This is a genomic window from Sorlinia euscelidii (assembly GCF_036452135.1).
GTDB lineage: Bacteria > Pseudomonadota > Alphaproteobacteria > Acetobacterales > Acetobacteraceae > Sorlinia > Sorlinia euscelidii.
Genome location: NZ_JAWJZZ010000001.1, coordinates 695966 through 719158 on the forward strand (window position 1 = coordinate 695966; position 23193 = coordinate 719158).

General features: G+C 58.7%; 25 protein-coding genes and 1 pseudogene. 17 read left to right on the forward strand and 9 right to left on the reverse strand.

From position 1 onward, the window contains the following. Positions 1–298 precede the first annotated feature (298 nt). The 3 genes from CGLAMM_RS03250 to CGLAMM_RS03260 are packed head-to-tail and all read left to right on the forward strand — an operon-like array spanning position 299 to position 3663. Positions 299–1630: an O-antigen ligase family protein gene (locus CGLAMM_RS03250; protein WP_394819334.1), complete on the forward strand. Its 1332-nt coding sequence runs from the start codon at positions 299–301 to the stop codon at positions 1628–1630. A 9-nt stretch (positions 1631–1639) separates the two neighbouring features. Further along, positions 1640–2602, forward strand: coding sequence for a CobW family GTP-binding protein (locus tag CGLAMM_RS03255; RefSeq protein ID WP_394819333.1), 963 nt, complete (start codon positions 1640–1642; stop codon positions 2600–2602). Next, positions 2602–3663 carry a WD40 repeat domain-containing protein gene (locus CGLAMM_RS03260; protein WP_408906687.1) on the forward strand — a complete coding sequence of 354 codons (1062 nt, stop codon included), beginning with the start codon at positions 2602–2604 and terminating at the stop codon, positions 3661–3663. Before CGLAMM_RS03255 ends, CGLAMM_RS03260 begins: the two co-directional genes overlap by 1 nt. A 12-nt stretch (positions 3664–3675) precedes the next feature. On the opposite strand, the gene CGLAMM_RS03265 is transcribed toward CGLAMM_RS03260, so the two are convergent. After that, entirely contained in the window at positions 3676–4503 is an 828-nt protein-coding gene (locus CGLAMM_RS03265) for an adenosylcobinamide-GDP ribazoletransferase (protein WP_394819331.1), read from the reverse strand. Continuing rightward, the gene (cobT, locus tag CGLAMM_RS03270; protein ID WP_418115331.1) at positions 4500–5510 is read right to left on the reverse strand and encodes a nicotinate-nucleotide--dimethylbenzimidazole phosphoribosyltransferase; all 1011 of its coding nucleotides are present in this window, start codon (positions 5508–5510) and stop codon (positions 4500–4502) included. Before cobT ends, CGLAMM_RS03265 begins: the two co-directional genes overlap by 4 nt. Positions 5511–5606: 96 nt before the next feature. On the opposite strand from cobT, the gene cobU reads away from it, so the two are divergent. From cobU to CGLAMM_RS03285, 3 genes are read left to right on the forward strand one after another with little or no spacing between them, the layout of a single operon-like run. After that, the gene (gene cobU / locus CGLAMM_RS03275) at positions 5607–6101 is read left to right on the forward strand and encodes a bifunctional adenosylcobinamide kinase/adenosylcobinamide-phosphate guanylyltransferase (RefSeq protein WP_394819330.1); all 495 of its coding nucleotides are present in this window, start codon (positions 5607–5609) and stop codon (positions 6099–6101) included. 21 nt (positions 6102–6122) lie between these two features. Next, complete coding sequence (gene cobO, locus CGLAMM_RS03280; RefSeq protein WP_394819329.1) at positions 6123–6725, forward strand: cob(I)yrinic acid a,c-diamide adenosyltransferase; 603 nt, start codon at positions 6123–6125, stop codon at positions 6723–6725. Between the two features lie 56 nt (positions 6726–6781). Then, positions 6782–8248, forward strand: coding sequence for a cobyric acid synthase (locus tag CGLAMM_RS03285; protein WP_394819723.1), 1467 nt, complete (start codon positions 6782–6784; stop codon positions 8246–8248). 18 nt (positions 8249–8266) lie between these two features. Here the strand turns inward: CGLAMM_RS03285 and bluB are convergent, their stop codons facing one another. Beyond that, the gene (bluB, locus tag CGLAMM_RS03290; RefSeq protein ID WP_394819328.1) at positions 8267–8905 is read right to left on the reverse strand and encodes a 5,6-dimethylbenzimidazole synthase; all 639 of its coding nucleotides are present in this window, start codon (positions 8903–8905) and stop codon (positions 8267–8269) included. A 61-nt stretch (positions 8906–8966) separates the two neighbouring features. Further along, positions 8967–9947, reverse strand: a complete 981-nt coding sequence (gene cbiB / locus CGLAMM_RS03295; RefSeq protein WP_394819327.1) for an adenosylcobinamide-phosphate synthase CbiB — start codon at positions 9945–9947, stop codon at positions 8967–8969. Positions 9948–9969: 22 nt separating this feature from the next. Between cbiB and CGLAMM_RS03300 the strand changes: the two genes are divergently transcribed. The 4 genes from CGLAMM_RS03300 to CGLAMM_RS03315 all read left to right on the forward strand — a co-directional run bounded on the left by CGLAMM_RS03300 (position 9970) and on the right by CGLAMM_RS03315 (position 13002). Then, entirely contained in the window at positions 9970–10998 is a 1029-nt protein-coding gene (locus CGLAMM_RS03300; RefSeq protein WP_394819326.1) for an aminotransferase class I/II-fold pyridoxal phosphate-dependent enzyme, read from the forward strand. A gap of 114 nt (positions 10999–11112) precedes the next feature. Then, positions 11113–11754 carry a 7-carboxy-7-deazaguanine synthase gene (queE, locus tag CGLAMM_RS03305; protein WP_394819325.1) on the forward strand — a complete coding sequence of 214 codons (642 nt, stop codon included), beginning with the start codon at positions 11113–11115 and terminating at the stop codon, positions 11752–11754. Beyond that, positions 11754–12455, forward strand: a complete 702-nt coding sequence (gene queC / locus CGLAMM_RS03310) for a 7-cyano-7-deazaguanine synthase QueC (protein ID WP_394819324.1) — start codon at positions 11754–11756, stop codon at positions 12453–12455. The genes queE and queC overlap by 1 nt, the downstream gene beginning before the upstream one ends. Next, the gene (locus CGLAMM_RS03315; protein WP_394819323.1) at positions 12448–13002 is read left to right on the forward strand and encodes a 6-pyruvoyl trahydropterin synthase family protein; all 555 of its coding nucleotides are present in this window, start codon (positions 12448–12450) and stop codon (positions 13000–13002) included. The genes queC and CGLAMM_RS03315 overlap by 8 nt, the downstream gene beginning before the upstream one ends. 203 nt (positions 13003–13205) lie before the next feature. On the opposite strand, the gene CGLAMM_RS03320 is transcribed toward CGLAMM_RS03315, so the two are convergent. Further along, entirely contained in the window at positions 13206–13367 is a 162-nt protein-coding gene (locus CGLAMM_RS03320; protein WP_394819322.1) for a hypothetical protein, read from the reverse strand. Positions 13368–14328: 961 nt separating this feature from the next. On the opposite strand from CGLAMM_RS03320, the gene CGLAMM_RS03325 reads away from it, so the two are divergent. Continuing rightward, positions 14329–14790, forward strand: a complete 462-nt coding sequence (locus tag CGLAMM_RS03325; RefSeq protein WP_418115332.1) for a hypothetical protein — start codon at positions 14329–14331, stop codon at positions 14788–14790. An 89-nt stretch (positions 14791–14879) separates the two neighbouring features. Here CGLAMM_RS03325 and CGLAMM_RS03330 read toward each other — a convergent pair whose 3' ends face one another. Further along, positions 14880–16163: an adenosylmethionine--8-amino-7-oxononanoate transaminase gene (locus CGLAMM_RS03330; protein ID WP_418115333.1), complete on the reverse strand. Its 1284-nt coding sequence runs from the start codon at positions 16161–16163 to the stop codon at positions 14880–14882. Positions 16164–16279: 116 nt separating this feature from the next. Between CGLAMM_RS03330 and CGLAMM_RS03335 the strand changes: the two are divergent. From CGLAMM_RS03335 to bioD, 4 genes and pseudogenes are all read left to right on the forward strand, one after another. Continuing rightward, positions 16280–17460, forward strand: a pseudogene (locus CGLAMM_RS03335) (aminotransferase class I/II-fold pyridoxal phosphate-dependent enzyme). Beyond that, positions 17457–18140, forward strand: coding sequence for an alpha/beta fold hydrolase (locus CGLAMM_RS03340; RefSeq protein ID WP_418115334.1), 684 nt, complete (start codon positions 17457–17459; stop codon positions 18138–18140). Before CGLAMM_RS03335 ends, CGLAMM_RS03340 begins: the two are co-directional and overlap by 4 nt. After that, positions 18137–18925 carry an L-histidine N(alpha)-methyltransferase gene (locus CGLAMM_RS03345; protein ID WP_418115335.1) on the forward strand — a complete coding sequence of 263 codons (789 nt, stop codon included), beginning with the start codon at positions 18137–18139 and terminating at the stop codon, positions 18923–18925. Before CGLAMM_RS03340 ends, CGLAMM_RS03345 begins: the two co-directional genes overlap by 4 nt. Continuing rightward, on the forward strand, positions 18915–19586 hold the full coding sequence (gene bioD, locus CGLAMM_RS03350; RefSeq protein ID WP_394819317.1) for a dethiobiotin synthase: 672 nt from the start codon (positions 18915–18917) through the stop codon (positions 19584–19586). The genes CGLAMM_RS03345 and bioD overlap by 11 nt, the downstream gene beginning before the upstream one ends. Positions 19587–19607: 21 nt before the next feature. Here the strand turns inward: bioD and CGLAMM_RS03355 are convergent, their stop codons facing one another. From CGLAMM_RS03355 to CGLAMM_RS03365, 3 genes are read right to left on the reverse strand one after another with little or no spacing between them, the layout of a single operon-like run. Continuing rightward, positions 19608–20102 (reverse strand): hypothetical protein, encoded by a 495-nt coding sequence (locus tag CGLAMM_RS03355; protein WP_394819316.1) that lies wholly within the window; start codon positions 20100–20102, stop codon positions 19608–19610. Between the two features lie 19 nt (positions 20103–20121). Beyond that, entirely contained in the window at positions 20122–21252 is a 1131-nt protein-coding gene (locus CGLAMM_RS03360) for a glycosyltransferase family 4 protein (protein ID WP_394819315.1), read from the reverse strand. Between the two features lie 41 nt (positions 21253–21293). After that, a complete protein-coding gene (locus CGLAMM_RS03365; RefSeq protein WP_394819314.1) occupies positions 21294–21926 on the reverse strand; it encodes an NUDIX hydrolase in 633 nt (210 codons plus the stop codon). A 161-nt stretch (positions 21927–22087) separates the two neighbouring features. On the opposite strand from CGLAMM_RS03365, the gene CGLAMM_RS03370 reads away from it, so the two are divergent. Continuing rightward, positions 22088–22372 carry a hypothetical protein gene (locus tag CGLAMM_RS03370; protein ID WP_418115336.1) on the forward strand — a complete coding sequence of 95 codons (285 nt, stop codon included), beginning with the start codon at positions 22088–22090 and terminating at the stop codon, positions 22370–22372. Continuing rightward, positions 22287–23165, forward strand: coding sequence for a DUF2272 domain-containing protein (locus tag CGLAMM_RS03375; protein ID WP_418115337.1), 879 nt, complete (start codon positions 22287–22289; stop codon positions 23163–23165). Before CGLAMM_RS03370 ends, CGLAMM_RS03375 begins: the two co-directional genes overlap by 86 nt. Positions 23166–23193 lie beyond the last annotated feature (28 nt).

Here is a 23193-nt window from a genome sequence, read left to right on the forward strand (position 1 = left end):
ACCGCCTTTCGGGGGGGAAATCTCCCGTAAAATGCGGCTTCGCCCACCTTGCCGTTGCGGCGAGATATTTTGCGCACTGATCATCGCGCGGGCCGTCACCAGAGGGAAGGCGTCAACAAATTGTCCGCGATTTCGATCTTCATGATCGCCTTTGTCACGACCGGGTATCTCCTGGCGCCGATTGTGACATTTTTCGTGCTACGCAACATCAACAAAACCCGGTAAGCCATTTTCTCCAAGGCGTCACGGGAGGATGCTCCCCGCATCGCGCGTCTTGTTTCGGAGCTGCCACCACCTCATGACACGTTCTTCCGCCATCCTGTCACGACTTACGCCGACAGCGACCTTCCTGACGATCTTGCTGCCCCTCTTCCTCACCCATGGGCGTGGTTTAGCGGAATTTTCGATCAGCGCCCTGAGCGTTCTCTTTCTCATCCGGAGTGTCGCCGCGGCAGATTGGTCCTGGCTGTCGGAAAACTGGATGAAATGGGCCTTATTATGGTGGGCGTGGCAGATTTTCTGTTCCCTCCCCGTCCTTGATGGAGTCGGGAGGTCAGGCCTCACCCAGGCCATCCTCTCCATACGTTTCGCCCTGTTTGCCGCCGCCCTGCAATGCTGGACGCTGCGTGAGGGGTGGGCGCGTCAATGGATGACGGGACTCATCTGCGCCTGCGCATGTTACATCGCCATCCAGATTTTCATGCAGGCTCTCTTTGGTCATAATCTTTTCGGGGTGCCGCGCGCGGCGGATGGCACTTTGACAGGGCCCTATACCCACTCCCGCGCCGCGGCGCCTTTGTCTCGACTCGCGCCACCCACGCTCATGCTGGTCTTTGCCGCTCTCTACGCGCGGCTGGGTGCGCGGCGCGGCGTTTTTCTGGGCGTCGTCCTGACCGCCTTGTCCCTGACCGCTCTGATATTGGCAGGTCAACGCATGCCAACAGCGTTGATGCTACTCGGCATCATGCTCTGCTCGCTTCTCTACCGTCCTTATCGATGGGTGGGCCTGATCGGGCTGATGACGACGCCGGTGATTATGCTGGGCGTCAAAATCTTCTCCCATCGCAGCACGGATCATCTGATCACCCTCGCCCATCAGCAATTGGCGCATTTCGCGCAATCGCATTACGGACTGATTTTTACCCGCGTCTGGATGATCGTCGCACAACACCCATGGGCCGGCCTCGGATTCGATGCATTTCGTCACGGGTGCCCTCAGCCCGCCTATTTCCATGGTTTCACCGCATTGGGGCAGCGCCCGGATGGGGGTGGCGCGGCCATCTGCGTACAACATGCGCACAATCATTACCTCCAGGCGCTCAGCAATGGCGGGTGGCCGGGATTGATCCTTTTTGTGATGATGGTCATCGCGCTAATGGTGGCATTATGGCCACGAGAAGGGCGTCACCATGCTTGGCGGGTGGGGCTGTTCGTGGCATTTATTGTGCAGGAATGGCCGATCGCCTCCACCAGTGACTTCCTGAATCTCCCCCTGGGAGGCTGGGCGTTTTTATTGATCGGCGTCGGGTTGGCGGAAGCGCGCGCCATCAGGCCCGACAGAAATCAATCGCGGCCCCCTCTTGAAAATGATGCAAGGCCCCATCATCAGGTCAGGGCTGAAAAGAGTTAAGGCGACAATATGTCATCAGAAAAAGTACCCGTCACGGTTTTGACCGGCTTCCTCGGTGCAGGCAAAACCACATTGCTCAACCATATTCTCTCAGCGCAGCATGGCCGCAAATTTGCCGTGCTGATCAATGAGTTCGGCGAGCTTGGCGTTGATAATGACCTCGTCGTGGATGCGGATGAGGAAGTTTTCGAAACCAATAATGGCTGTATCTGCTGCACGGTCCGTGGCGATCTGATCCGTATTCTGGGCAGCCTTTTGCGGCGGCGTCAGAAGTTTGACGGTATCATCGTTGAAACCACCGGGCTTGCGGACCCGGCCCCCGTCGCGCAGACATTCTTCCTCGATGAAAACCTTCGGGAAAAAGCCCGGCTGGACGCGGTCATCACGGTCGTTGACGCCGTCAACGTCCTGACCACCCTCGAGGAAAGCCCCGAATCTGTCCGTCAGATCGCCTTCGCGGACGTCATCATTCTCAACAAGACGGATCTGGTCGACGAGGCCCATCTTGAGACCGTGACAACCCGTATCCGGCAGATCAACGCGCATGTCGCCATCCACCGCGCGTCCCGAAGTGAAGTGGCGCTGGATGAGGTGCTTGATCGGGGTGGGTTTGACCTGAACCGCGCGCTTGAAACCATGCCGACTTTCCTCACCGATGACTCGCATGGGCATGAAGAGGGCGTAACCAGCATGTCATTCGCCACGCAGGCCCCCCTTGATGAGCAGAAATTCAATGCATGGATCGGGCCGATTCTGCAGACTCAGGGGCCGGATATCCTCCGTGCCAAAGGCATTCTTTACTTCGATGGCAAGGAAGAGCGCTTCGCCTTCCAGGCTGTGCATATGCTGGCGGATGGCGATTATATCGGCCCGTCCAAACCGGGGGAAAAGCGTGAGTCACGCATTGTCTTCATCGGGCGCAATCTCAATCGACCGCAATTGCGGCGCGGTTTTGAAGCCTGTCAATCATGATGGCCGACATCCAGCAACGCCCCCAGCCTCTCATCACAACTCATGGAGCCGAGCGCGCATTTGAAGGCCCGATCACGGCCCTGGCAGCCACGGCGGACGGGTTGGCTTTCGCCGTCGGCACGCTGGATGGCGACCTCATCTTCGCCCCGCTCGCCGCATCCCGCGCACCGGAAAGCTGGCACGTCGTCCGCGCGCATGACGCGGCCATTACCTGCCTCGCCCCCGATCCGCTGCAGCGTGATGCCGTATTATCAGGGAGTGAGGATTGCTGCCTGACTCGCACCCGGACCTCCGGCGACATAACCGCTCTTTATAAGGGGCGACGGTGGGTTGAAAATCTTGCGGTCACACCGACGCACATCGCTTTTTCCTACGGGAAGTCGATGGAACTGCGAGACGCCTCCGGCGAGAGAACATTAAAGGTGCTGGATCACCCTTCCTCCGTGACAGGTATCGTCTTTGACGCCAAGGGCAAGCGTGTTTTCACCGCGCATTATAATGGCGCCTCGGCATGGTTCGTGAACTCGGATGCCGATAATGTGCGCAGCCTGTTCTGGAAAGGCAGTCATACCGGCATCGCTATTCATCCCAAAGGCGACGCCATCGTGACGACGATGCAGGAGAATGACCTGCATGGGTGGCGCCTTTCAGACGGCCATAATATGCGGATGAGCGGTTACCCCAAGAAGGTCACATCGCTTGATTTCAGCCGCAATGGGCGCTGGCTTGCGACATCCGGTGCGGATGCGCTCGTTTTATGGCCGTTTTTCGGGGGTGGACCGATGGGCAAAGCACCGCGGGAACTCGCGCGGCTGAATGGGATTTTCTGCACGTCCGTCAAATCCCATCCGTGTCATGACGCTATCGCGGCAGGGTTTGAGGATGGCACGATTCTTCTGATTGATCTCTCATCCGAGCAGATTTTGCCCATTCGTTACGGAAACGGCCAGAACGACGCCATCACGCAAATCACCTTCACGCCGAAAGGCGGTGCCATGGCTTTCGGCACAGAGGGGGGCTTGGTCGGCGTTCTGATCCTCAATCATCAAATCGTGACGTGACGCCGCGCCCCCTCATAGACAGTCGCCCCCTGTGGCGCTGTAGATTGTGAGGGTGGCGAGCTCAATGATGATGGCGGTCGCACCAAGGATATCACCTGTATAACCGCCAATTTTTTGTTGCGCGTAACGCGCGACCCCCATCGCCAGGAGCCCGCTTGCCAAAAGGGCCATCGCGGTCGGTATCACCCCGACGCCAAGTCCGATGACCAGGGAAATCAGTATGGGCGGAACGCATTTATCTTTCGCGACGATGATCCCGCTGGCCATGCCATTTGACCGGGCTGGTCTCGACAGGGACAGAACCTGCACCATCCCAAGACGCCCGAATGCCGCCGCAGCGGCCAGGGCAAGCACGGTCTGGACCATGTCGAAGGACGCTGTCCGGCAGATCGCGAGATAAGCGGACCATTTGCCCAAACTTGCGAGGACACCGGCAAGGACGCCGAAACTCCCGACCCGGCTGTCCCGCATGATGGCTAGACGGCGCTCAGGGTTTCGCCCGCCGAACAGACCATCCGCCGCGTCCATCAACCCATCTTCATGAAGCGCGCCCGTTATAAGGAATTGCGCCGCGACGACCCAGAGCACCGCCAGAGACAGATCAACACCCGCCAGCACGAGCACTAAAATCAGCAGGGCGGAGAACGCCCCAATCAGCCCGCCTATGACCGGCCAGGCCCAGACCGTCTTCGCCAAAGGCACGCGCTCGGCAGGTGATGCGGTTACGGTCTTTTGCGCGGCGTTTCCCCCGGCCTCCTCGCGGCCATACCGGTCGCGTGCAAGGGGAATGCGCGTCAAGAGCATCCAAGCTGACCTGAATTCCTCCGTGCGTTTACTCACACTGACTCATCCTTAATGCCCATTTCATCAAACGTCGCCATCCCTGTATGGCAGGCCAGCGCTGCCCGCAAAAGCGGTATTGCCAAAGCCGCCCCGGTCCCCTCCCCCAGCCTCAGGCCGAGATCAAGGAGCGGGTCCAGGTTCAAAGCCTTTGCGAGGCGCTGATGTCCCGGCTCTGCCGATATATGGCCAAGGCGGCAATGATCCAGCGCCTTGGGATTCATCTGATAAAGGGGCGCAACAGCACTCGTGACGACGTAACCATCGAGAATGACGGGGATGCGATATTGCCGCGCCGCCAGGGTCGCCCCCAGGACAGCCGCCGTTTCATACCCTCCCAATCGACGGGCACAATCAAGTGGTGTTCCGATACGCGGCAAATGCAGGTCAAGCGCACGTCGCACCGCGTCGATTTTAAGCGAGAGACCCGCATCATCAACGCCCGCGCCACGCCCGACCCAGGATGCGACTTCCCCCCCGAACATGGCGGCGGATAAAGCCGCCGCGACGGTCGTGTTGCCGATACCCATTTCCCCAAAGACAAGCAGGTCACATCGTGGCGAGACGGCTTGGAACCCCTCGTCAATGGCGGAGAGGAATGCCTCTTCCGTCATGGCGGGTGCCGATGTCATATCCGCGGTGGATTCTAATGCATGCACCGGTGCGACATCCAACGTGGCATCCACGCTGGTAGCGAGCTGATTAATCGCGGCGCGCCCTTGACGCGCTGCATCAACCATTGCCGCTGTCACGTCGGAGGGCCAGCGCGTCACGCCCTGCGCGACGACACCGTGATTACCGACGAAAACAATGATATGACGGCGATTGAGTTTTGTCCCGCGCCAGCCACTATACCATTGCGTCAGATCCTCAAGACGTCCGAGACTACCTGGCGGTTTAATCAATCTGGACTCCCGTTGATCAGTGGCAGACATCGCCGCATCATCAGCTCGGGAAAGATTATTCAGCGCGTCCTGAACAGAAGCGAGAGAAGGAAAAATGGACATCGCACCTCAGACGCTTTTGAAAGATATATTTGTGATACAGCCCCCGCCGGACGCGCGGCGTCATTTCACGTCACAGAAAGCAGAGCTTTAACTTCCATGACATTTACTTTGGTAATTGGCGGCACGCGTTCCGGCAAGAGTGCCTTTGCTGAAAGTTTAATCATGCGCGCCCCCCCACCCTGGCGCTATATCGCCACGGCGGAGGCCCTCGACGCGTCCATGCGCGCGCGCATCGCCCGGCATCAGGCGCGGCGGGGCGCGGGATGGGAGACCATCGAGGCGCCTTTATCGCTGGAAAGCGCCCTTCAAACGGATGAGCCCGTCCTGCTGGATTGCCTGACTCTCTGGCTCAGCAACCTCCTCCATGCAGACCGTCATATTACAAATGAAACAACGCAACTTTGTGAGATGCTCAGCAGGCGGGTAGCGCCCACCTTTATTGTGTCCTCCGAGGTTGGACTCGGCATCACGCCCGAAAACGCGCTCGCGCGCCGCTTCGCGGATGAAGCGGGCGAGATGAATCAGAAACTCGCCCGCATGGCCAATCATCTTTACATGCTGGTCGCGGGCCACCCCTTAAAAATCAAATAGATCCATCATCAGGAGAAATTCATGTCAGATGAGGCAGAGCATTACCGCGCCAAGATGCAGAAACGCAAAGCCATGCAGGACCGTATGGTCGCGGAAAATGATCGGGAGAAGGGCCTGCTGATCGTCCATACGGGCAATGGGAAAGGCAAATCCACCGCCGCCTTCGGCATGGCCCTGCGCAGCGCCGGATATGGGCGGCGCGTGGCGATCATTCAGTTTATCAAAGGTGCGTGGGATACGGGGGAGCACCGCGCCTTCCAGAAATTCGGGGAGCAGATCGCTTTTTACCCGATGGGGGAAGGCTTCACATGGGACACGCAGGACAAGGCGCGTGACATCGCCGCCTGTGCACGCGCCTGGAAACTGGCGCAGGATGCGATGTCCAACCCCGAGATCAGCCTTGTCATCCTTGACGAGATCAATATCGCGTTGCGCTATAAATACCTTACCTGCCAGGACGTCCTGAGCGGATTGGCCAAACGTCCGGCCATGCAGCACGTCGTGGCCACCGGGCGCAACGCACCGGCTGACCTGATCGAGGCGGCCGATCTCGTCACTGAAATGACCCTTGTCAAACATCCTTTCCATGCGGGGATCAAAGCGCAGGAGGGAATCGAATATTGAGCGCACCCACCGGCAAAAGGTCGGGATCGGGCCGCCCCACCCGTGCGCGCGGGCTCATGATACAGGGCACAGGGTCCAATGTCGGCAAGTCGTCACTTGTTGCGGGACTGGCGCGCGCCTATACGCGGCGGGGGCTGCGAGTCCTGCCTTTCAAACCGCAAAATATGTCAAATAATGCGGCGGTCACCTTCGATGGCGGGGAGATTGGCCGCGCTCAGGCCCTGCAGGCCTTTGCCTGCCGCGCCCTGCCTGAAACAGATATGAATCCCGTCCTCCTCAAACCCACGGCGGAGACGGGGGCGCAGATCATCCTGCAAGGAAAGATCTGGCGGCAGATGAGCGCCCGGGATTATCAACATGTCAAACGCGATCTGCTTGGGCCTGTTATGGAGAGCTACAACCGCCTGGCCGAGAAATGTGACCTCATTCTGGTGGAAGGGGCGGGCGCCGCGTCAGAAGTCAATCTCAGGGCACACGACATCGCCAATATGGGTTTTGCCCGCGCGGCGGATCTGCCGGTGATCCTTGCCGGGGATATTGATCGCGGCGGCGTCATCGCGAACCTCGTCGGCACCAAAATCGTCATGGCCCCGGATGATGCCGCGCAGATATGCGGCTTTATCGTCAATAAAATGCGGGGCGACACGTCGCTTTTCGCTGCGGGGATGGCGACCATTTCACACCATACGGGGTGGGATGGATTGGGGATCGTGCCCTATTTCCCCGATTTGCGCCGTCTTCCTGCGGAAGACAGTCTTTCCCTCGAATCGATTTCACACCGCGCGGGCGTCGCGGATATCATTGTGCTCATCCTGCCGCATATCGCCAATTTCGATGACCTTGATCCGCTGCTGGATGAGCCGGATCTCGATATACGCCTCGTCCGGGTTGATGGAAGCACCCAAATCGCGCCGCATGTGCCGCGATCCCACCTTATCATCCTGCCGGGCTCCAAATCCGTGATTCAGGATCTGACCACGCTAAAACGGGCCGGATGGGATGAAATCATCCGCCGTCATGTTGCCGCCGGCGGGCATGTATGGGGTTTGTGCGGTGGGTATCAAATGTTAGGTCGCACCATTTGTGACCCGGACCACGTGGAGTCGCCGGTTGCAGAGGCGTCCGGCATTGGGTTGCTGGATGTCGACACGGTGATCCGGCGGGAAAAATCGCTCATCGCCGTGCAGGGCGATATTCTGGATGGAAAGGGCCGTAAATCGGGGGTTTTTGAGGGGTACGAAATCCATTGTGGCACAACATCCCCGACAGGCCGCCATAAGAAACTGATCGCCGCCCCTGCCTCTTCAGCAAGCAGCGCGCAAACGGACGATGGACGCGTCTTCGGAACATATGTGCACGGGCTCTTTGACACGCACGTCGCCCGGCAATCCCTCCTCGCGCGCATCGGGCGGGCGGCGACGCAGCCGGATAAATCGGTTGTGATGGATGATATATTGGACAGATTTGCGGATCACCTTGAGGCGCATCTCAACCTTGATGATCTGCTTCGCCGGGCGCGCTAGGCAGCAGGCCCATCCAACCTACCGGTAAATCCATCGAGACCGGTCCGGATGTCGGGCCGCCCAGTTTTTCTTTTCCAGCTCCGGCATTTCAGAAGGTGACGTTGGATATCCGACGCAAAGATACGCCATCATTTCCCAATCAGGGTCAACATCCAGGATCTGCCCTGTCATGACGGGGTCAAGGATGGACACCCAGCCGACGCCAATGCCCCGCGCCGTCGCCGCCAGCCAGAAATTATAAATCGCCATAACCGTGGACCATTCAACCGTCTGCGGCATGGTGCGGCGCCCCAATCCTCGCCCCTGTGCCGGTTCCGGGACAAAAAAAACGGCAATATGATGGGGTGCGTCCTGTAAACCGCTTAATTTGAGGCGCGCATATTCCTCTGCATCACGCGCGGGAAATTCCGCGTGGGCGGCGCGATTGCAACGTTCAAACTCCCGGTGGATTGCCAGGCGGCGGTCATTATCTTCGACACGGATAAACCGCCATGGTTGTGAAAGCCCGACGGAGGGCGCCATCGAGGCGCGATGCAGGAGGTCCTGAAGAATGGGTTCGGGCACAGCTTGTTGCTTGAAATGCCGCACATCCCGCCGCCACCGGAGCAATTGATCAAGCTCCCCTATGAAATCGGCAGAAAACGCCACGGACGACATATAACCCTCACGTCAAAAATTCAGTCCCCTTTTGGAAATCCAGACAACGGGGCGGGCATATTTAACGTGTGGCGGCGGCGCACAGCAATCCAATTATCGTGACGAAGAGGACACAGGCGCGCCCGTAGAGGCGCAAGGCCCGGGAAACATCATGCGCCGCGGGATGCCGCCCGGCCGAATTGAGGAAAGGATCATCCGTCATCACGCCGTCATAGCAGCGCGGCCCGGCGAGGCGGATGTCGAGCGCCCCCGCCATCGCGCCCTCCGGCCATCCGGCATTAAAGGACCGATGGCGCGGCCCCTCCCGCCGCGCAACCTGCAAGGCACGGCATGACGCCGTATAATTCCCTGCGACGAGAACCATGAAAATGGCCGTCAGACGCGCGGGGATGGCATTCAGGACGTCATCTGTCAGCGCGGCAGCCCGACCAAAATCCCGATATCGATCATTAAGATGGCCGATCATGCTATCCGCCGTATTCACGGCCTTATAGATGACCAGGCCCGGCAGCCCGGCCATAAGAAACCAGAAAAGCGGCGCAATGACACCATCGGAAAAATTCTCGGCAAGACTTTCAATCGCGGCGCGCGCGACGCCGCTTTCATCCAACGCGCGCACGTCTCGCCCCACAATGTGCGACACAGCGCGACGCCCCGCCGCGGGCCCCTGGTGCGACAGCGCCTGTACGACATCCGATACATGGCGCCAAAGACTTTTCTGCGCGATAAAAGGCGCCGCGCAGAGTCCGAGCAGCACGGGCTGCGCCATCACGGGGAAGAGATGCACAATCCCCCATTCCAACAGGCTGGCGAGAAACCCGGCTGGCATGATGATGGCGACGAGACACATCATGCCCCGCCACCGCCCTTTTTTTTCCGAGACGGGCTGGGTGTTGAGCCGCGCCTCCAGGAAGGTGATCAGCGCCCCGACCCACGTGACGGGGTGCCCGATGCGACAAAATAAAGCTTGCGGATAGCCCCACATCGCGTCCAGGAAACAGGCGATCAGCGCGGCCCAGAGTGTGACCTGGCCGTCAAACATAGAGGTCGTGCGGTGGCGTCACATGCATCATGATGCGGACATTCCTGATATCAGCGCTTTCGGCGCGCATGGCGGGTCCGTGCTGGCCTTTCAGCGTGCTTTTCCCGAAGCGCCCTTACCGTGGTACGATTTATCGACGGGGGTCAATCCGTTTCATTATCCGCTTCACGACCTTCCTGAGGAAGCGCTCTGCGCCCTGCCGGAGGCAGAGAGCCTCGCACGACTGCGCCAAGCCGCCGCCAAAGCCTATGGATGTGACGCCAGCCTGATTGTCGCCGCGCCGGGCACGCAGGCCATTATCGGCCTCCTCCCCTACCTCCTGCGCCCGCCGTGCGTCTATATGGAAACACCGACTTATACCGGGCATGAGGAAAGCTGGCGCGGCGCGGGTATTGCCTGCACGGCCCGTGCGGACCTATTGACAAGCTCTATCGAGCCCGGATGCGCCTCTATCCTGTGCCGTCCCAACAACCCTGATGGTCGCCGAAGCACCCTCAACGAATTGCAGGAATATGCTGCGCGGATTGAACAGCGTCGCGGCACGCTGATCATTGATGCCTCTTTCGCGGATTTCGAAACGACGCCCTTCGCGACACTTCTGGAAAATCCGGCGGTTGTGATGCTCCGCTCATTCGGTAAGGCCTATGGGCTGGCGGGGCTGCGTCTTGGCTTCGCGTTGGGCCGGCACCCTGTATTGTCCCGTCTCGCCACAGCTTTGGGGCCGTGGCCGATCCATGGTCTAGCCCTGCACATTGGTATCACCGCGCTGGAAGACGCGGCATGGCGCTTGAAAATGGCGGATAAACTCAAGATCCATGCCGAGAAATTGCGCGAGATGATGGCACGGGTCGGATTCAGCTTTGTCGGTGGCACGCCGCTCTTTTCGCTCTTCTCACATCCGCGCGCGGGGCATTTCTGGCGCTGCTGCGCCGCGCAGGGTGTGGCGACGCGACGTTTCCGCAACAGGCCCGAATGGCTTCGTCTGGGCACGCCCGGCGATGCGGCCATGTTTGATCGCCTGGAAACCGCTCTCGCCGCGGCGGCGTCCTGACGATGCTCGAAATCTCCATGCACGAGGAGCTCGTGCACGCTTGCGACGCGAATTCCGCACCTCGCAACTGATTTTTTTCTTGCATATTGCGCGCGCCTCACCGACATGGCGTGCATGGCCTACATTGTTAAGGAAATTTTTGCGACGTTGCAGGGGGAAGGTGCGCATTCGGGACGCGCGGCCGTCTTCTGCCGTTTTACGGGCTGCAATTTATGGTCCGGGCTTGAATCGCAACGTCCTCAGGCAGATTGCACATTCTGTGACACGGACTTTGTCGGCACGGATGGTGTCAATGGTGGGCGCTACGCGGATGCGGAAAATCTGGTCCGTGTCATCTCGCAAATCTGGGATGAAACGGGGGCCGGTCGCGCGCAACGTTACGTCGTCTTCACGGGTGGGGAACCGCTCCTACAACTCGACCGCCATTTGATCGACGCCATGCACCGCGCACAATTTGAGATCGCCATCGAAAGTAATGGCACGATCCTCGCGCCTGACGGAATTGACTGGATCTGCATCAGCCCGAAACCCGGTCCTGAGACAATCCAAACATGTGGGGATGAGTTGAAGCTGATCTTCCCCCAGGAAAATATGGACCCTGCGCGTTTTACCGACTGGGCGTTCCGGCATTTCTTTCTTCAGCCGATGGATGGACCGCATTATGAAGAGCATCTTGCGGAAACAATTACCTATTGTCGGACGCATCCTCAATGGCGCCTCTCCCTTCAGACGCATAAGCTGATCGGTATCCCCTGATGCTTTCTGATAATGCCGCTCTCATTTTATTTTCAGGCGGGCAGGATTCCGCGACATGTCTTGCCTGGGCGTTGCACCACTATGACCGTGTTGAAACGGTGGGATTTGATTACGGCCAGCGACATGCTGTTGAGATGTCATGCCGCCTGAAATTGCGAGAACGCATGCCGCACCTGAAGCCGGAATGGGCCGCCCGCCTCGGACCGGATCATGTGCTGGATATCCGAACATTGGGCGCGCTGTCAGAGACGGCCCTGACGCGAGAGGCAGAAATCAGGATGACGCAATCCGGCCTGCCCAGCACATTTGTCCCGGGCCGCAACCTTCTCTTCCTTACTTACGCCGCGGCGCTGGCTGTGCGGCGTGACATGCGCCATATCGTCACCGGTGTTTGTGAGACGGATTATTCCGGCTATCCGGATTGCCGCGACGACACCATCAAGGCGTTACAGGTCGCCCTGAATCTCGGTATGGAAACGCGGTTCGTCCTCCACACTCCTTTGATGTGGATCAATAAGGCGGAAAGCTGGACCCTCACACGGGAGCTCGGGGGCGATGCGCTCGTGTCGCTGATCCGAGAGGAAAGCCATTCCTGTTATTTAGGGGATCGCGATCATCATCACCCGTGGGGTTACGGATGCGGCACCTGCCCGGCATGTGAATTACGGGCACGCGGATGGCAGGATTACGTCGATGCTTGAGCTGCAATTCACCCGACGTTTCTCCATGGGGCACCGTCTACTGAGTGATGCCGCGCCTCGGTGCGCCATCCCGCACGGCCATAATGAATTTGTGACGGTCTCAATCCGCGCACGCAACGCCACCGCGTTGGATGGTCAGCGCAATATGATGGCGGCGTTCGCGGATGTGAAGCGCCGCTGGCACCATTTTATCGACACACGGCTTGACCACGCGCTTCAATTGGGTCAGGGCGATAAACTTCTTGATTGGTTTGCAACGCACGAGCCGGAAAATTACCAACGGATCGTCGTAACACCCGGTGACCCGACGACGGAGCTGATGGCCGCTCTCCTGATGGCCAAACTCAATAGCTTCCTCGAAGCCGACATGCCGGATTTGATCTGCCATCAACTGACCTTGCGTGAGACAGAGACGAATGCCGTGACGATTTCCGGCCCGGTTGAGGACGTTCTGCCGCAGCTTGACCGTGCCCGGTCACAATGCTGGTGGTGGCGTGCAGATGACACGATCTCCAACGCGCATCTCGTCTCCCGGGACGCAGGCTGAAGACGCTTGGCCCGTTATAAGAGGGTAGCGACAACCTTCAGGCAAATCACGACACAGCGTGAGGAAGAGGTTCAGTCGGTTTCAGAGCGATGAGAAGACGCGCGCCCAGTTTACCACTATATTGGCGGTAATATAAGCGCGGCGCACATAATCGATGCATGTCTGGTGGAGGCGACCGTGATCAAGAGATCTGACGGCCCGGATCATAAAACCTGATCCAACTCATTCCAGGCTTCGCCATGGAGTTCCACCGAAACGCGGAAAGGACTTTCCGGCTCGTGATGATCCGTCTGGGCGGGCGCGTCATTCTGACGCGATGTCGTCGGCTCGTCCTGCTTCCTAAAGCGGTCAGTCGAAATAGTCATGGCGGTCATCCGGTTAAAGCGGTTGCAAATGGGTTGTCTGTCGACACGTCCCAGCGTCTTCGACAGCATATGGAGGAGTCATCAACAGCCCATTAAGGACTCAGTTTCCTAACGGATGGTTTTTTTAGAATCCGGTTTTTCCCTAAGCTGTTGAACCTCAATGTCTTTCTTATATACGCTTTGGATACCAATCCGATTCGCTTCTTAAAATTTGTTTTCGTAAAATAACGAAGCCGTTAGGACTCGTTCTCTCGACAGATGACCACCCTGCTTAATTGCGAGTGGACATAATGTGCGCAGAGGATATTACTTCCCATCATTTCCGAGCGCGACAGTCGTCAGATGGTGCGCGTGGTGCTTCAAAGGTTATGACCGTCCCGACGATTGTCGAGCTCAGGCGCGTCGCGCGCCAGTTGATTGACAGAGCGTAAAATGGTGAATCGCGTCGCCCCCCTCCTTCGGCGCCCGGATGACCGATGGTGGCAGGCAACGTTTGAGAAGTGCCGGGAAGTAAAATCAAAATCCCGATTCGGGCGAAGGGTGGAAGGCGACCTGTCATCAGGAGTCCTTCGCAATGTGATCAATATTCCGTGATTGTTGAATGATCATCGGATCACTGATGGTAGCTGGGCCAACAAGGCTTTGACATTGTGGCATGTCGGGCAAAGCCGCGCCCCTCAGTCCATTTTTCAATTTGTGACTTGACTACCCATTGTGGACCGAACGGGATGAGACTTCCGCCCGGTCAAACATCGTGATAGATTTTCCGTCATGCGTCGAGGGGGCGTGTCAGCATGGGTCTCTCACCGGGAATGGAGGGGACGATGTAACGCCCTGATCGGCGGACCCTGTTATCTTATTTTATCACGGCAACACGCCGTATCGTAAAATATATCGTATCACGCCGTGTTAAGCCATTCATCATGTCATGTTTCTGAAGGGAACATTCATCATGCGCTCAATGTCACGCCGTTTATTCAGCTCTTCCATTTGCGCCATCGCAGCGACATCAATTGTCGCATTTTCATCACCCGCCCATGCGGCCCCGGATGCTCTCGGGAAGCCGGTGGGTCATTTTTCACTCGAGGCGAAATCCGCGGATATCGGGATTGGCTTCACCTGGGGCGAAGGTAAGCTGACCTATAAGGGGCGCACCTATCGCTTCAAAGTTTCTGGCGGAAACATCGCAGCTGTCGGGTTCTCAAAAATTACCGCGGCAGGCACAGTTTATAACCTCAAAAATCTGCATGATTTCGACGGCGGCTATGCCGCGCTCGATGGTGATGCCACACTTGACCGCGGCATTGGCGGCGCGGTCATGAGCAATAGTAACGGCGTCAAAGTCAAATTCACTTCAGCCACACGCGGCGCGCATCTGGCTGCGGGCGCGCAGGGACTTTCCTTCCAGATCCGGGAAAAATAAGTATCTGACGTTATAAAAGGCGGGGTGACCCGCCTTTTATGCGCGCCCTGGTCGCGTCGATAGCGTGTGATTTACGCGCCGTCGACACGTCACGGCAATTTCCTGAAGGCCCCCGCCCGCACCACATCATAAACCGCGTCGGTCAGGCGGCATAATGTGGCCTCATCCATGGTGAAGGCTGGCGTCAGATAAATAATATTGCGGAACGGACGTATCCATACGCCTGACGCAATGAATGCTGCTTTAAGCCGGTTCATATCCTCAATCGTCTCAATTTCAACGACGCCGATAGCCCCGAGGACCCGGACATCGCGTACGAAGGGTAAATCCCGGCATTTTTCCAATTCACGCTGCATGATTTCTGCGATCCGCCGCACCTGCACCAGACGGGGCTGATGGCGGAAAAGTGCGAGCGACGCACAGGCAGCGGCGCAGGCGAGTGGATTACCCATAAAAGTCGGGCCATGCATCAATGCCGCTTTCGGGTCATCCGAGAGGAAGGCCTCGAAGACATGCTTCCGCGCCACCGTCGCGGCGAGCGCCATGGTACCACCCGTTAAGGCTTTGGATAAAGTGATAATGTCCGGGATCACGCCCGCCTGCTCACAGGCGAACATCGTGCCCGTCCGGCCGAACCCGGTGAAGACCTCATCAAAAATCAGCAGGACATGATAGCGATCGGCGAGGTCACGCAATTTTCGGAGAATGGAAGGCGGATGGAAAATCATGCCCCCCGCCCCCTGTACCAACGGCTCCACAATCATGGCCGCCATGTCATTGGATGATTGCTGAAGTAAATGCTCTAAAGCCGCCTCATCCTCAGCCGTGACGGGAAGGGGCTGTACATATTGGCGCGGCAGAACCCCCGTGAAGAGATGGTGCATGCCCTCCTCAGGGTCACAAATCGCCATCGTGGCCTGGGTGTCGCCATGATAGCCCCCGGTGAAAGAGAGAATGTGCGTTTTACCCATTTGCCCTTTATTGAGCCAATATTGAATCGCCATTTTCAAGGCGACTTCCACCGCGACGGAACCGGATTCGGAGAAGAAAACGTGATCCAGATCGCCGGGCAGGCACGTCGCAAGCGCCTCTGACAATTCCAATGCCGGGCGATGGACCATCCCGCCCAGCATGATATGCGGCATCTCGTCCAGTTGGCGGCGTACGGCAGCGGCGATTTCCGGGTGGTTATAACCGTGGCACGCCGTCCACCAGGAGGCGACACCGTCATCCAGCTGGCGCCCATCATCCAGGGTAATCGACGTGCCCGCCGTGCGTGCGGCCGTCAGAGGCGGTGCGGTGGTTTGCATCTGCGTATAAGGCAACCAGAGGTGATTGCCGCCGGGACGCGCCATAAGCCGAGTCACTTCCATATCAGGGGGAACTGACAACCCCTTTACCGCCGTACGGAAATGAGGTCAAAACGCCGCACCTTCGCCATTTCCGGGGCGGGAATTGACAAGAGGGGCGGTTAGCGTCACGAGGGCACATGTCTCGTTTCGACCCTATCTTCCAGAAATCGCTTGCGCAGCGGAAAAAATCGGGGCTCTTTCGGCAGGCGCTGCCAGCGCACCCCGCTCCCGTCACAAATGCGGCGCGGCTATGTGATTTCCGCAGCAATGATTATCTCAGCCTGTCCCACCACGAGGCGCTGGCATCCCGCGCGGCTTTGTGGGCGCACGAATATGGCAGTGGCGCGGGCGCGTCCCGCCTCGTTTCCGGCACACTCGCCGCGCATGAGCAGGTTGAGTCGAAACTTGCCACGCTCAAATCCACCGAGAGCGCCTTGCTGTTTCCATCCGGATTTCAGGCAAATATCGGCGTGTTATCGGCCTTACTCAGCCTGTCGATGGAAGCGACCGGCGAGGCACCTTCCGTCTATATGGACCGGCTCAATCACGCCAGCCTCCATCTGGCGTGCAATGCGGCGGGGGTGAGGCAAAAGCGGTTTCGTCATAATGACGTCAATCACCTTCAGGATCTTTTGAAACGCGACACCATCTCAAAGGGGCTGCGTTTCATCGTGACGGAAAGCGTCTTCTCCATGGATGGCGACCGCGCGCCATTGGCGGATTTGCGTCTGCTGGCGGATCGTTACGACGCTTTTCTCTACATTGACGACGCCCACGCGACCGGCATTCTCGGGGAGGCGGGATGCGGCCTCGCCAGTGCGGTCAAGCCTGACCTCATCCTCGGTACATGTGGCAAGGCGATGGGATCAATGGGGGCGTTCATCGCTTCGTCCCAAACCCTGCGTGACTGGCTCATCAATCATTGCGCCTCTTTTATCTACAGCACGGCCATTGCCCCCCGATCCTCGGCGCCATCGACGCGGCGCTTGATCTCCTGCCAGACCTGACGGCGGAACGGGAAAATGTGGCCGCCATGGCGGCATTTCTGCGACAGAAGCTTCACGAAGCCGGAATGGCGACAGGGGACTCATTAACGCAAATCGTTCCTTTCATGATCGGCGATAATGAGGCGGCCCTCGAAATCGCGGCCCGACTCAGGAAGGAGAATATCTACGCCACCGCCATCCGACCACCGACCGTTCCCAGCCACACGGCTCGACTGAGATTGGCCCTTCATGCCGGAATGACGCGGGAGGATGTGCGCATCTGCGCCGAGAAACTGATCGACATCCATCATGATGTGATCGGCACCCGATGACAGGCCACCATTCTGATCGCACAAAAGAAAATGCAGGTGAAGCGCCTGAATTGGTCCTGATGCATGGTTGGGGCTATGACGCCACCTTATGGGATGATGTCGCCTCCCTTCTGACGCCACGCACCGTCAGAAAGCTTGAAGCCGGTTATTTTGGCGCTGCGCCCTGCCTGGCCCTACCGACCCGCCCTTTTATCGCCATCGGGCATTCCGCCGGCGGGCTGTGGTTTCTGAAACAGAACCTGACCCTTTGCCAGGCCGTCATTCTGATCAACAGCTTCACCCGCTTCACACGCGGCGAAGACTTCCCGCTTGGTCAGGCGCCCGCCATTCTTGCGCGCATGTCACGTCGCCTCGCCACCGCGCCAAACGATGTCATCACCCTGTTTCGGAAAAATATTGGCGACACTGGCACCTTCAATGATCCAGTTTCGGATCGATTAATGTCGGGCCTCGCCGACCTCGCCGCCTGTGACGCCAGATATCAGGCGCGCATCATGACGCCGCCCCTTTATGCGCTCGCCGGATCGGATGATCCGCTCGTGCCGCCCCCCCTGTCTCGCGCGTGTTTTGAAAATCTCCATCATCTTGCATGGGCGGAGGGGGACCATGTGCTCCCCCGCACCCAGCCACATTTATGCGCCCGTTTTATCAGAAATATTCTTGACGATTTACATCCATGAACCCGTCTGACATTGCGCGGGGTTTTAGCCGCGCCACACTTTACGATGAAGCCGCGCGCGTTCAGGCGCGGACCGCGATATTATTGCGCGACCAGCTCGCCGGGATTTACGCCGCACGCGCAGTTCCGCGGCGCATTCTCGAAATTGGCAGCGGTACGGGGCTGATGACGACGGCGCTGCTTGACCTCTTCCCGCAATCTGAGCTGATTGTGACGGATCTCTCCCGGGATATGCTGGCGCGATGCCGCGAGAAGCTGCGCACGCAATATCCTTCTAAACGGGTCACCTGCATCGCAATGGATGGTGAACGCCCCAGCCTGGCCCCGTCTTTCGACCTGATCTGCTCCAATTTCTGCGTGCAATGGTTTCAAAATCGACGGGAGAGTTTCCGGCAACTTCGCCGCCTTCTGGGAGATGGGGGAGTCATGGCATTCTCGACGCTTGCCGAAGGTAGCTTTCGGGAATGGCACGAAGCCTGCGCCGCCGCTGGCATCTCCGCGGGTTTCGGCCCATGGCCGTCACTGCCGAGTTTGCAAGCGGAATTTCCGCAGGATGGCGAGGCGACGTGGACCGCTTATTGCCTGACCGACCCTGTCAGGAGCGGGCGGCAGTTTTTGCGGGATATCAGACGTATCGGCGCGGCACCCTCCGGCATTGCGAAGCGCCCTCTCTCCCCCCAGGCGCTGTCGCATATCCTGACATTATTCGATCAGGCGGGTGCATCCATGACCTATGATGTCGCGATCGGCATCTTCCATGCGCAGGAGGCGCGGTATGAAAGCTGATGAAAACGGAAGAACCGGGTTTTTTATCACTGGTACGGGTACGGGTGTGGGCAAAACGCTCGTCTCGGCCCTGATGACGCTGGCCTTTGATGGCGATTACTGGAAGCCTTTGCAAACCGGCCTTGCCGAGGATGTTGGCGACACAGCCGACGTGGCCGCCCTGACAGGATTACCGCCTGAACGCTGTCACGCGCCCCTTTATCAATTTGATGCCCTTTTATCGCCCTGGAGCGCGGCGCGGCGCACGGGGGCACATGTCGATTTAACCCGCATCTCCCTGCCAGCCACGAAACGCCCTCTCGTGATTGAAGGGGCTGGGGGACTTATGGTGCCGCTCAATGCCGGGCAGCTCATGATCGATCTCATCGCGATATGCCAATTGCCCGTCATCCTTGTGGTCGGGACGGGGCTAGGCAGCATCAATCACGCGCTTTTGAGTCTGGAAGCCCTGCGCAGGCGGAAGCTCCCGATTGCCGGGATCGTGATGAATGGCACGCCCCACGCCGATGATGCGGAACTTATCCTGCATTTTGGCGGGGCCCTTCCCTGCGCCGCCATCCCGCATTTGCCGGATCTGACAGAAGAAACGTTAAGGACACAGGCCGCGCGGCTTCGAGAAATCTTCTCCGCCCGTCAGGACACTGAAACCACGCGACCTTGAATTTCCGGGATCTGCGTCAGGTTAATGCGACAGATCTTTGAAATCCTTCTTTGTTTTTGACACGAAATTGCTGAGTTTCCGGTCATGGCGCTGACGGGATTTCTGCCAATCCTTGATGCGCTGACGCCCTGCCTCGACTCTTTTCTTCCGCGCTTCAGACAAGGCGGCGGACTTCTCCTTCAGACGGTCCGCATCTCCGACAAGCTTTTCCTTATCTGAGGACCATTTCGATTTCAGGCGGTCGCCCGCCTCCTTAAGGCGCTGTTTCTGCGCTTTCTGCCAGTCAGCACCTTTTGATTTCCAATCGTGATTGGATTTCTTCCAGCTTGAAGCCTTGTCATGGAAGCGCGTCTCAGCCGCGTCCATACGGTCGAGCAAATCCTGGCCGTGATCACTGGATGATGAAGCTGACGCAGCATCGGACTGCGCCCGGCCATGCTGCGGATAAGCGAAGATCATCCCCATCGCCATGGCGGAAGCGAGACCTGTTCTGAGGATTTTGGAGGCGGTTTTCAATTTTTGACACTCCCATCTGTCAGGGTGTGGCAGGCGTCCCTGCCCTGTTGACCATTTTAAGTCGCAGCGCCTGCAAGCGGCGAATGGCGGGATGTGTATCAAATAACTGGGCGCGCTTAAGCCCACGTGCCGCGTAATTCGCGCGTTTGTGAGAATCCTGCATGAGGCTGAGCAGCGCCGCCTCCAGCTCTTCCGGTGCATCCACCGCGGCGGTGAGGGCTGCATCACCCACCACCTCCGGCAAGCCACCACTGCCGGAGGAAATCACGGCCGCACCGCTCGCCATGGCCTCCAGCGCGGTCAGCCCGAAAGGCTCCGGCCATCGACTGGGAACAACCACAATGGCGGCCATGGCCATAATATCCAGCACCTGTTGATGCATCTGGTAACCCGCAATCGTGATGCCGCAATCCTCCGCTTCACGCTCCACCCGGTCTACAAAACTGGTGCGCGGGGCATTAAAGCGGAATCGGTCAGCGCCGACCATGACGGCGCGCCAGTTCGGCACCTGCTTGCGCACATGGCCCCAGGCCTGCACAAATCGGTCCGCCCCCTTATCCGCCACGACACGCCCCACAAAAAGCACGATCGGCGCTTTCTCCGCCGGGCGCGGCGGCAGGGCCCCGAGATCAAGCGAATTGGGGAGGACCTCGACATCCCCGGTATAAACATCCTCAAGGTAACGTTTCCGCAACCAGCGTGAGACTGTCACAACCCGTACTTTTCGTATCAGGGCCTCACGATGTGCCGGGGTGCGCGCGCCCTTCATGCCCTGAGGGTCGTTATGCAGGAAGAGACTGACGGGCAGGCCACTCCGCGCCAAAGCGTGGGCCATGGCCGGACGGTTATGCACCTCAATGAGGTCGGGGCGGAATTTTTTGATCAGTTGCTGCACGCCCATGCGGTAGCGGACCCCTTCCCGCGCCCATCGCCAGGGTAGACCCAGTTCCGGCACCGCTTCAAACTGCCCGCCGGGCAGGACAGGCCCGTTGATCGGCATACCCACAACGATATCATCCGCCTGCGCCAGTCGGGAGACCAGCAACGCGATGGCCCCCGCCTGGTCAGATGCATACCCTTCCCGACGCGGGAGGACGATCATCGCCCGGGGTGACGCATCCATTGACCCGTTGACCTGTGCCTTCCGCATGATTCAGCCCCTCTCGCAAGCGGTGACGCCCCGTTGCTGCCTTATTCAAAATCCGTCATCAAATCCGGCTGTTGATGATGGTCAAACATACGTTCTATCTGGTGCATCCGGACACGATCGAAAGAGAGGTCAGTCGAAATCTCATCCCGTGTGAACCAGCCCGTCCCGCACGTTTCATCCGTATTCTGCAGCGCGACCCCACCCAGAAGGCGACATATGTAGAATATTTTGGCACAACTGAAGACCTCCGGTCGATGGCCCTGGCGGGCGCGGTCCCACAAAGCGGCAAGCTTGACGGGGGCGACGTCATAGCCGCTTTCCTCCCGCGCTTCCTTGACGGCGTTTTCAGCGGTTGTGAGATTGACGTCGGCCCACCCGCCCGGAAGCGTCCAGCGACCCGCGTCACATGTCTCCCGCACCAGGAGGATACGTCCCTCTTTATCAAAAACAGCGACCCGAACATCAATTTTGGGCGTGGCGTAACCGCTCTCCCGCGCGTGCAGGCGACGCAGGACCGTCGCATCCTCATCCGATTGAATGGCGAGAAGGTCCGAAGCGATGTCACGCAGTCGGTGATAACGTTCAATATCGTAAGGATTCGTCGTGAAGGTCAGCCCGTTCTGGGCGATAGCCTGTACTTCTCGACCGAGGGTCAACCAGTCCGGTTCCGTCATCCCATGTCTCCCACTCTCTGTTTCTGCAATATAAACCGGGCTGAATCACTTAAAAACCACTCAACACGCGTATTTTGCAGGATCATCCGGCGACTTCGGAAGCATTGGTCACAGGGTGTGAAACCCCCCGGAAAGGCAACTCCTCGGACTTTACAGCGTCGTTGAATCGTGAGCATTCTTCGACTCTGGAATTCGGTCTCGACCGCGACGCTGTGGGTTCTGACCGCGTGAAGGTGAATGATCTGATCACACGCATCGCCGATCCGGGAGCTTCTTTTGAAAACCGATTCACCATTGTCGGCCAGTTTTTTGCCCTCAATGCGCAGCAAAACCCCGTCACGGAGGCACGCTCTGCCTGTCATGACCGTGGTCAGCGCCCTGTTGATGATGTCCGCATGCAGCGCCCCGCCCCGCCCCGCCGGGGCATCCGGCGGCGTGGTGTATGACGCGGATGGCCGCGCAAGCTGGTCCAGCTACAATCACGCGCCGGACTTTGCGACACTAAATTATGAGCCCTTCAACCGGCAGGATGCGGTCGCCATCGCCCTGCGAGAATGGCGCCTGTTTGGCAGCCCCGTCGTGGATGATGACCCGGAATCCCGGCCCGATAATGCGGACCCCAGCCTCAAGCCGGAACGTATGCCCGGATTGTGGCAGCGCGTGGGCGAGTATTGGTGGATCGGGCAAAATGCGGGCGCCCATCAGGTTGGCTGGACGGGCAAGCAGGATGGCTCGGGGCGGCGCTTTCCGGCGCGGGATGATGGTAATTATGCGTGGTCTGCAGCTTTTATCTCCTATGTCATGCGGATCGATGGCGCGAATAGCCGCTTTCCCTATTCTCCCAATCACGCGACCTACATCAATGCTGCCGTTTCAGGCCAGACATCGGGCCTGATCGCGCGTCGACCCTCCGAATACGCGCCCCAATTGGGTGATCTCATCTGTGTCGGGCGCGGGCGCAGCCGCGATATCACCTACGCGATGCTTCCCACCGCGCGGAATTTCCCGTCCCATTGTGGCATCATCGTCGCCACCGGTCAGAGCGGGGCGCCGTTCGGCCGACAGATCAGTATGATCGGGGGCAATGTCATGGACGCTGTCGCCCTCACGCACGTCCCGACGGACGCCGCCGGAAGGCTGGCGGACAGCTCCGGGCAAAGTTATGACAGTCGTTATAACTGGCTGACTGTCCTGCAAGTCAGATATGATGCGGAGCAGGAGCCGGATGCCGGGATGTGACTTGTCCATCGGCGTAACGCAGTATTGA

Excerpts from the sequence above, each read along its gene's own strand:
- CGLAMM_RS03330 (WP_418115333.1), bottom strand. The coding sequence starts at position 16,163 with ATGGAAGTGACTCGGCTTATGGCGCGTCCCGGCGGCAATCACCTCTGG.
- CGLAMM_RS03375 (WP_418115337.1), top strand. The coding sequence starts at position 22,287 with ATGACCGTGGTCAGCGCCCTGTTGATGATGTCCGCATGCAGCGCCCCG.
- cobT (WP_418115331.1), bottom strand. The coding sequence starts at position 5,510 with ATGTCCATTTTTCCTTCTCTCGCTTCTGTTCAGGACGCGCTGAATAAT.
- queC (WP_394819324.1), top strand. The coding sequence starts at position 11,754 with ATGCTTTCTGATAATGCCGCTCTCATTTTATTTTCAGGCGGGCAGGAT.
- queE (WP_394819325.1), top strand. The coding sequence starts at position 11,113 with ATGGCCTACATTGTTAAGGAAATTTTTGCGACGTTGCAGGGGGAAGGT.
- CGLAMM_RS03325 (WP_418115332.1), top strand. The coding sequence starts at position 14,329 with ATGTCACGCCGTTTATTCAGCTCTTCCATTTGCGCCATCGCAGCGACA.
- CGLAMM_RS03255 (WP_394819333.1), top strand. The coding sequence starts at position 1,640 with ATGTCATCAGAAAAAGTACCCGTCACGGTTTTGACCGGCTTCCTCGGT.
- cobU (WP_394819330.1), top strand. The coding sequence starts at position 5,607 with ATGACATTTACTTTGGTAATTGGCGGCACGCGTTCCGGCAAGAGTGCC.
- CGLAMM_RS03315 (WP_394819323.1), top strand. The coding sequence starts at position 12,448 with ATGCTTGAGCTGCAATTCACCCGACGTTTCTCCATGGGGCACCGTCTA.
- bioD (WP_394819317.1), top strand. The coding sequence starts at position 18,915 with ATGAAAGCTGATGAAAACGGAAGAACCGGGTTTTTTATCACTGGTACG.
- CGLAMM_RS03345 (WP_418115335.1), top strand. The coding sequence starts at position 18,137 with ATGAACCCGTCTGACATTGCGCGGGGTTTTAGCCGCGCCACACTTTAC.
- CGLAMM_RS03320 (WP_394819322.1), bottom strand. The coding sequence starts at position 13,367 with ATGACTATTTCGACTGACCGCTTTAGGAAGCAGGACGAGCCGACGACA.
- CGLAMM_RS03250 (WP_394819334.1), top strand. The coding sequence starts at position 299 with ATGACACGTTCTTCCGCCATCCTGTCACGACTTACGCCGACAGCGACC.
- CGLAMM_RS03340 (WP_418115334.1), top strand. The coding sequence starts at position 17,457 with ATGACAGGCCACCATTCTGATCGCACAAAAGAAAATGCAGGTGAAGCG.
- cbiB (WP_394819327.1), bottom strand. The coding sequence starts at position 9,947 with ATGTTTGACGGCCAGGTCACACTCTGGGCCGCGCTGATCGCCTGTTTC.
- cobO (WP_394819329.1), top strand. The coding sequence starts at position 6,123 with ATGTCAGATGAGGCAGAGCATTACCGCGCCAAGATGCAGAAACGCAAA.
- CGLAMM_RS03260 (WP_408906687.1), top strand. The coding sequence starts at position 2,602 with ATGGCCGACATCCAGCAACGCCCCCAGCCTCTCATCACAACTCATGGA.
- CGLAMM_RS03300 (WP_394819326.1), top strand. The coding sequence starts at position 9,970 with ATGCATCATGATGCGGACATTCCTGATATCAGCGCTTTCGGCGCGCAT.
- CGLAMM_RS03285 (WP_394819723.1), top strand. The coding sequence starts at position 6,782 with ATGATACAGGGCACAGGGTCCAATGTCGGCAAGTCGTCACTTGTTGCG.
- CGLAMM_RS03365 (WP_394819314.1), bottom strand. The coding sequence starts at position 21,926 with ATGACGGAACCGGACTGGTTGACCCTCGGTCGAGAAGTACAGGCTATC.
- CGLAMM_RS03360 (WP_394819315.1), bottom strand. The coding sequence starts at position 21,252 with ATGCGGAAGGCACAGGTCAACGGGTCAATGGATGCGTCACCCCGGGCG.
- bluB (WP_394819328.1), bottom strand. The coding sequence starts at position 8,905 with ATGTCGTCCGTGGCGTTTTCTGCCGATTTCATAGGGGAGCTTGATCAA.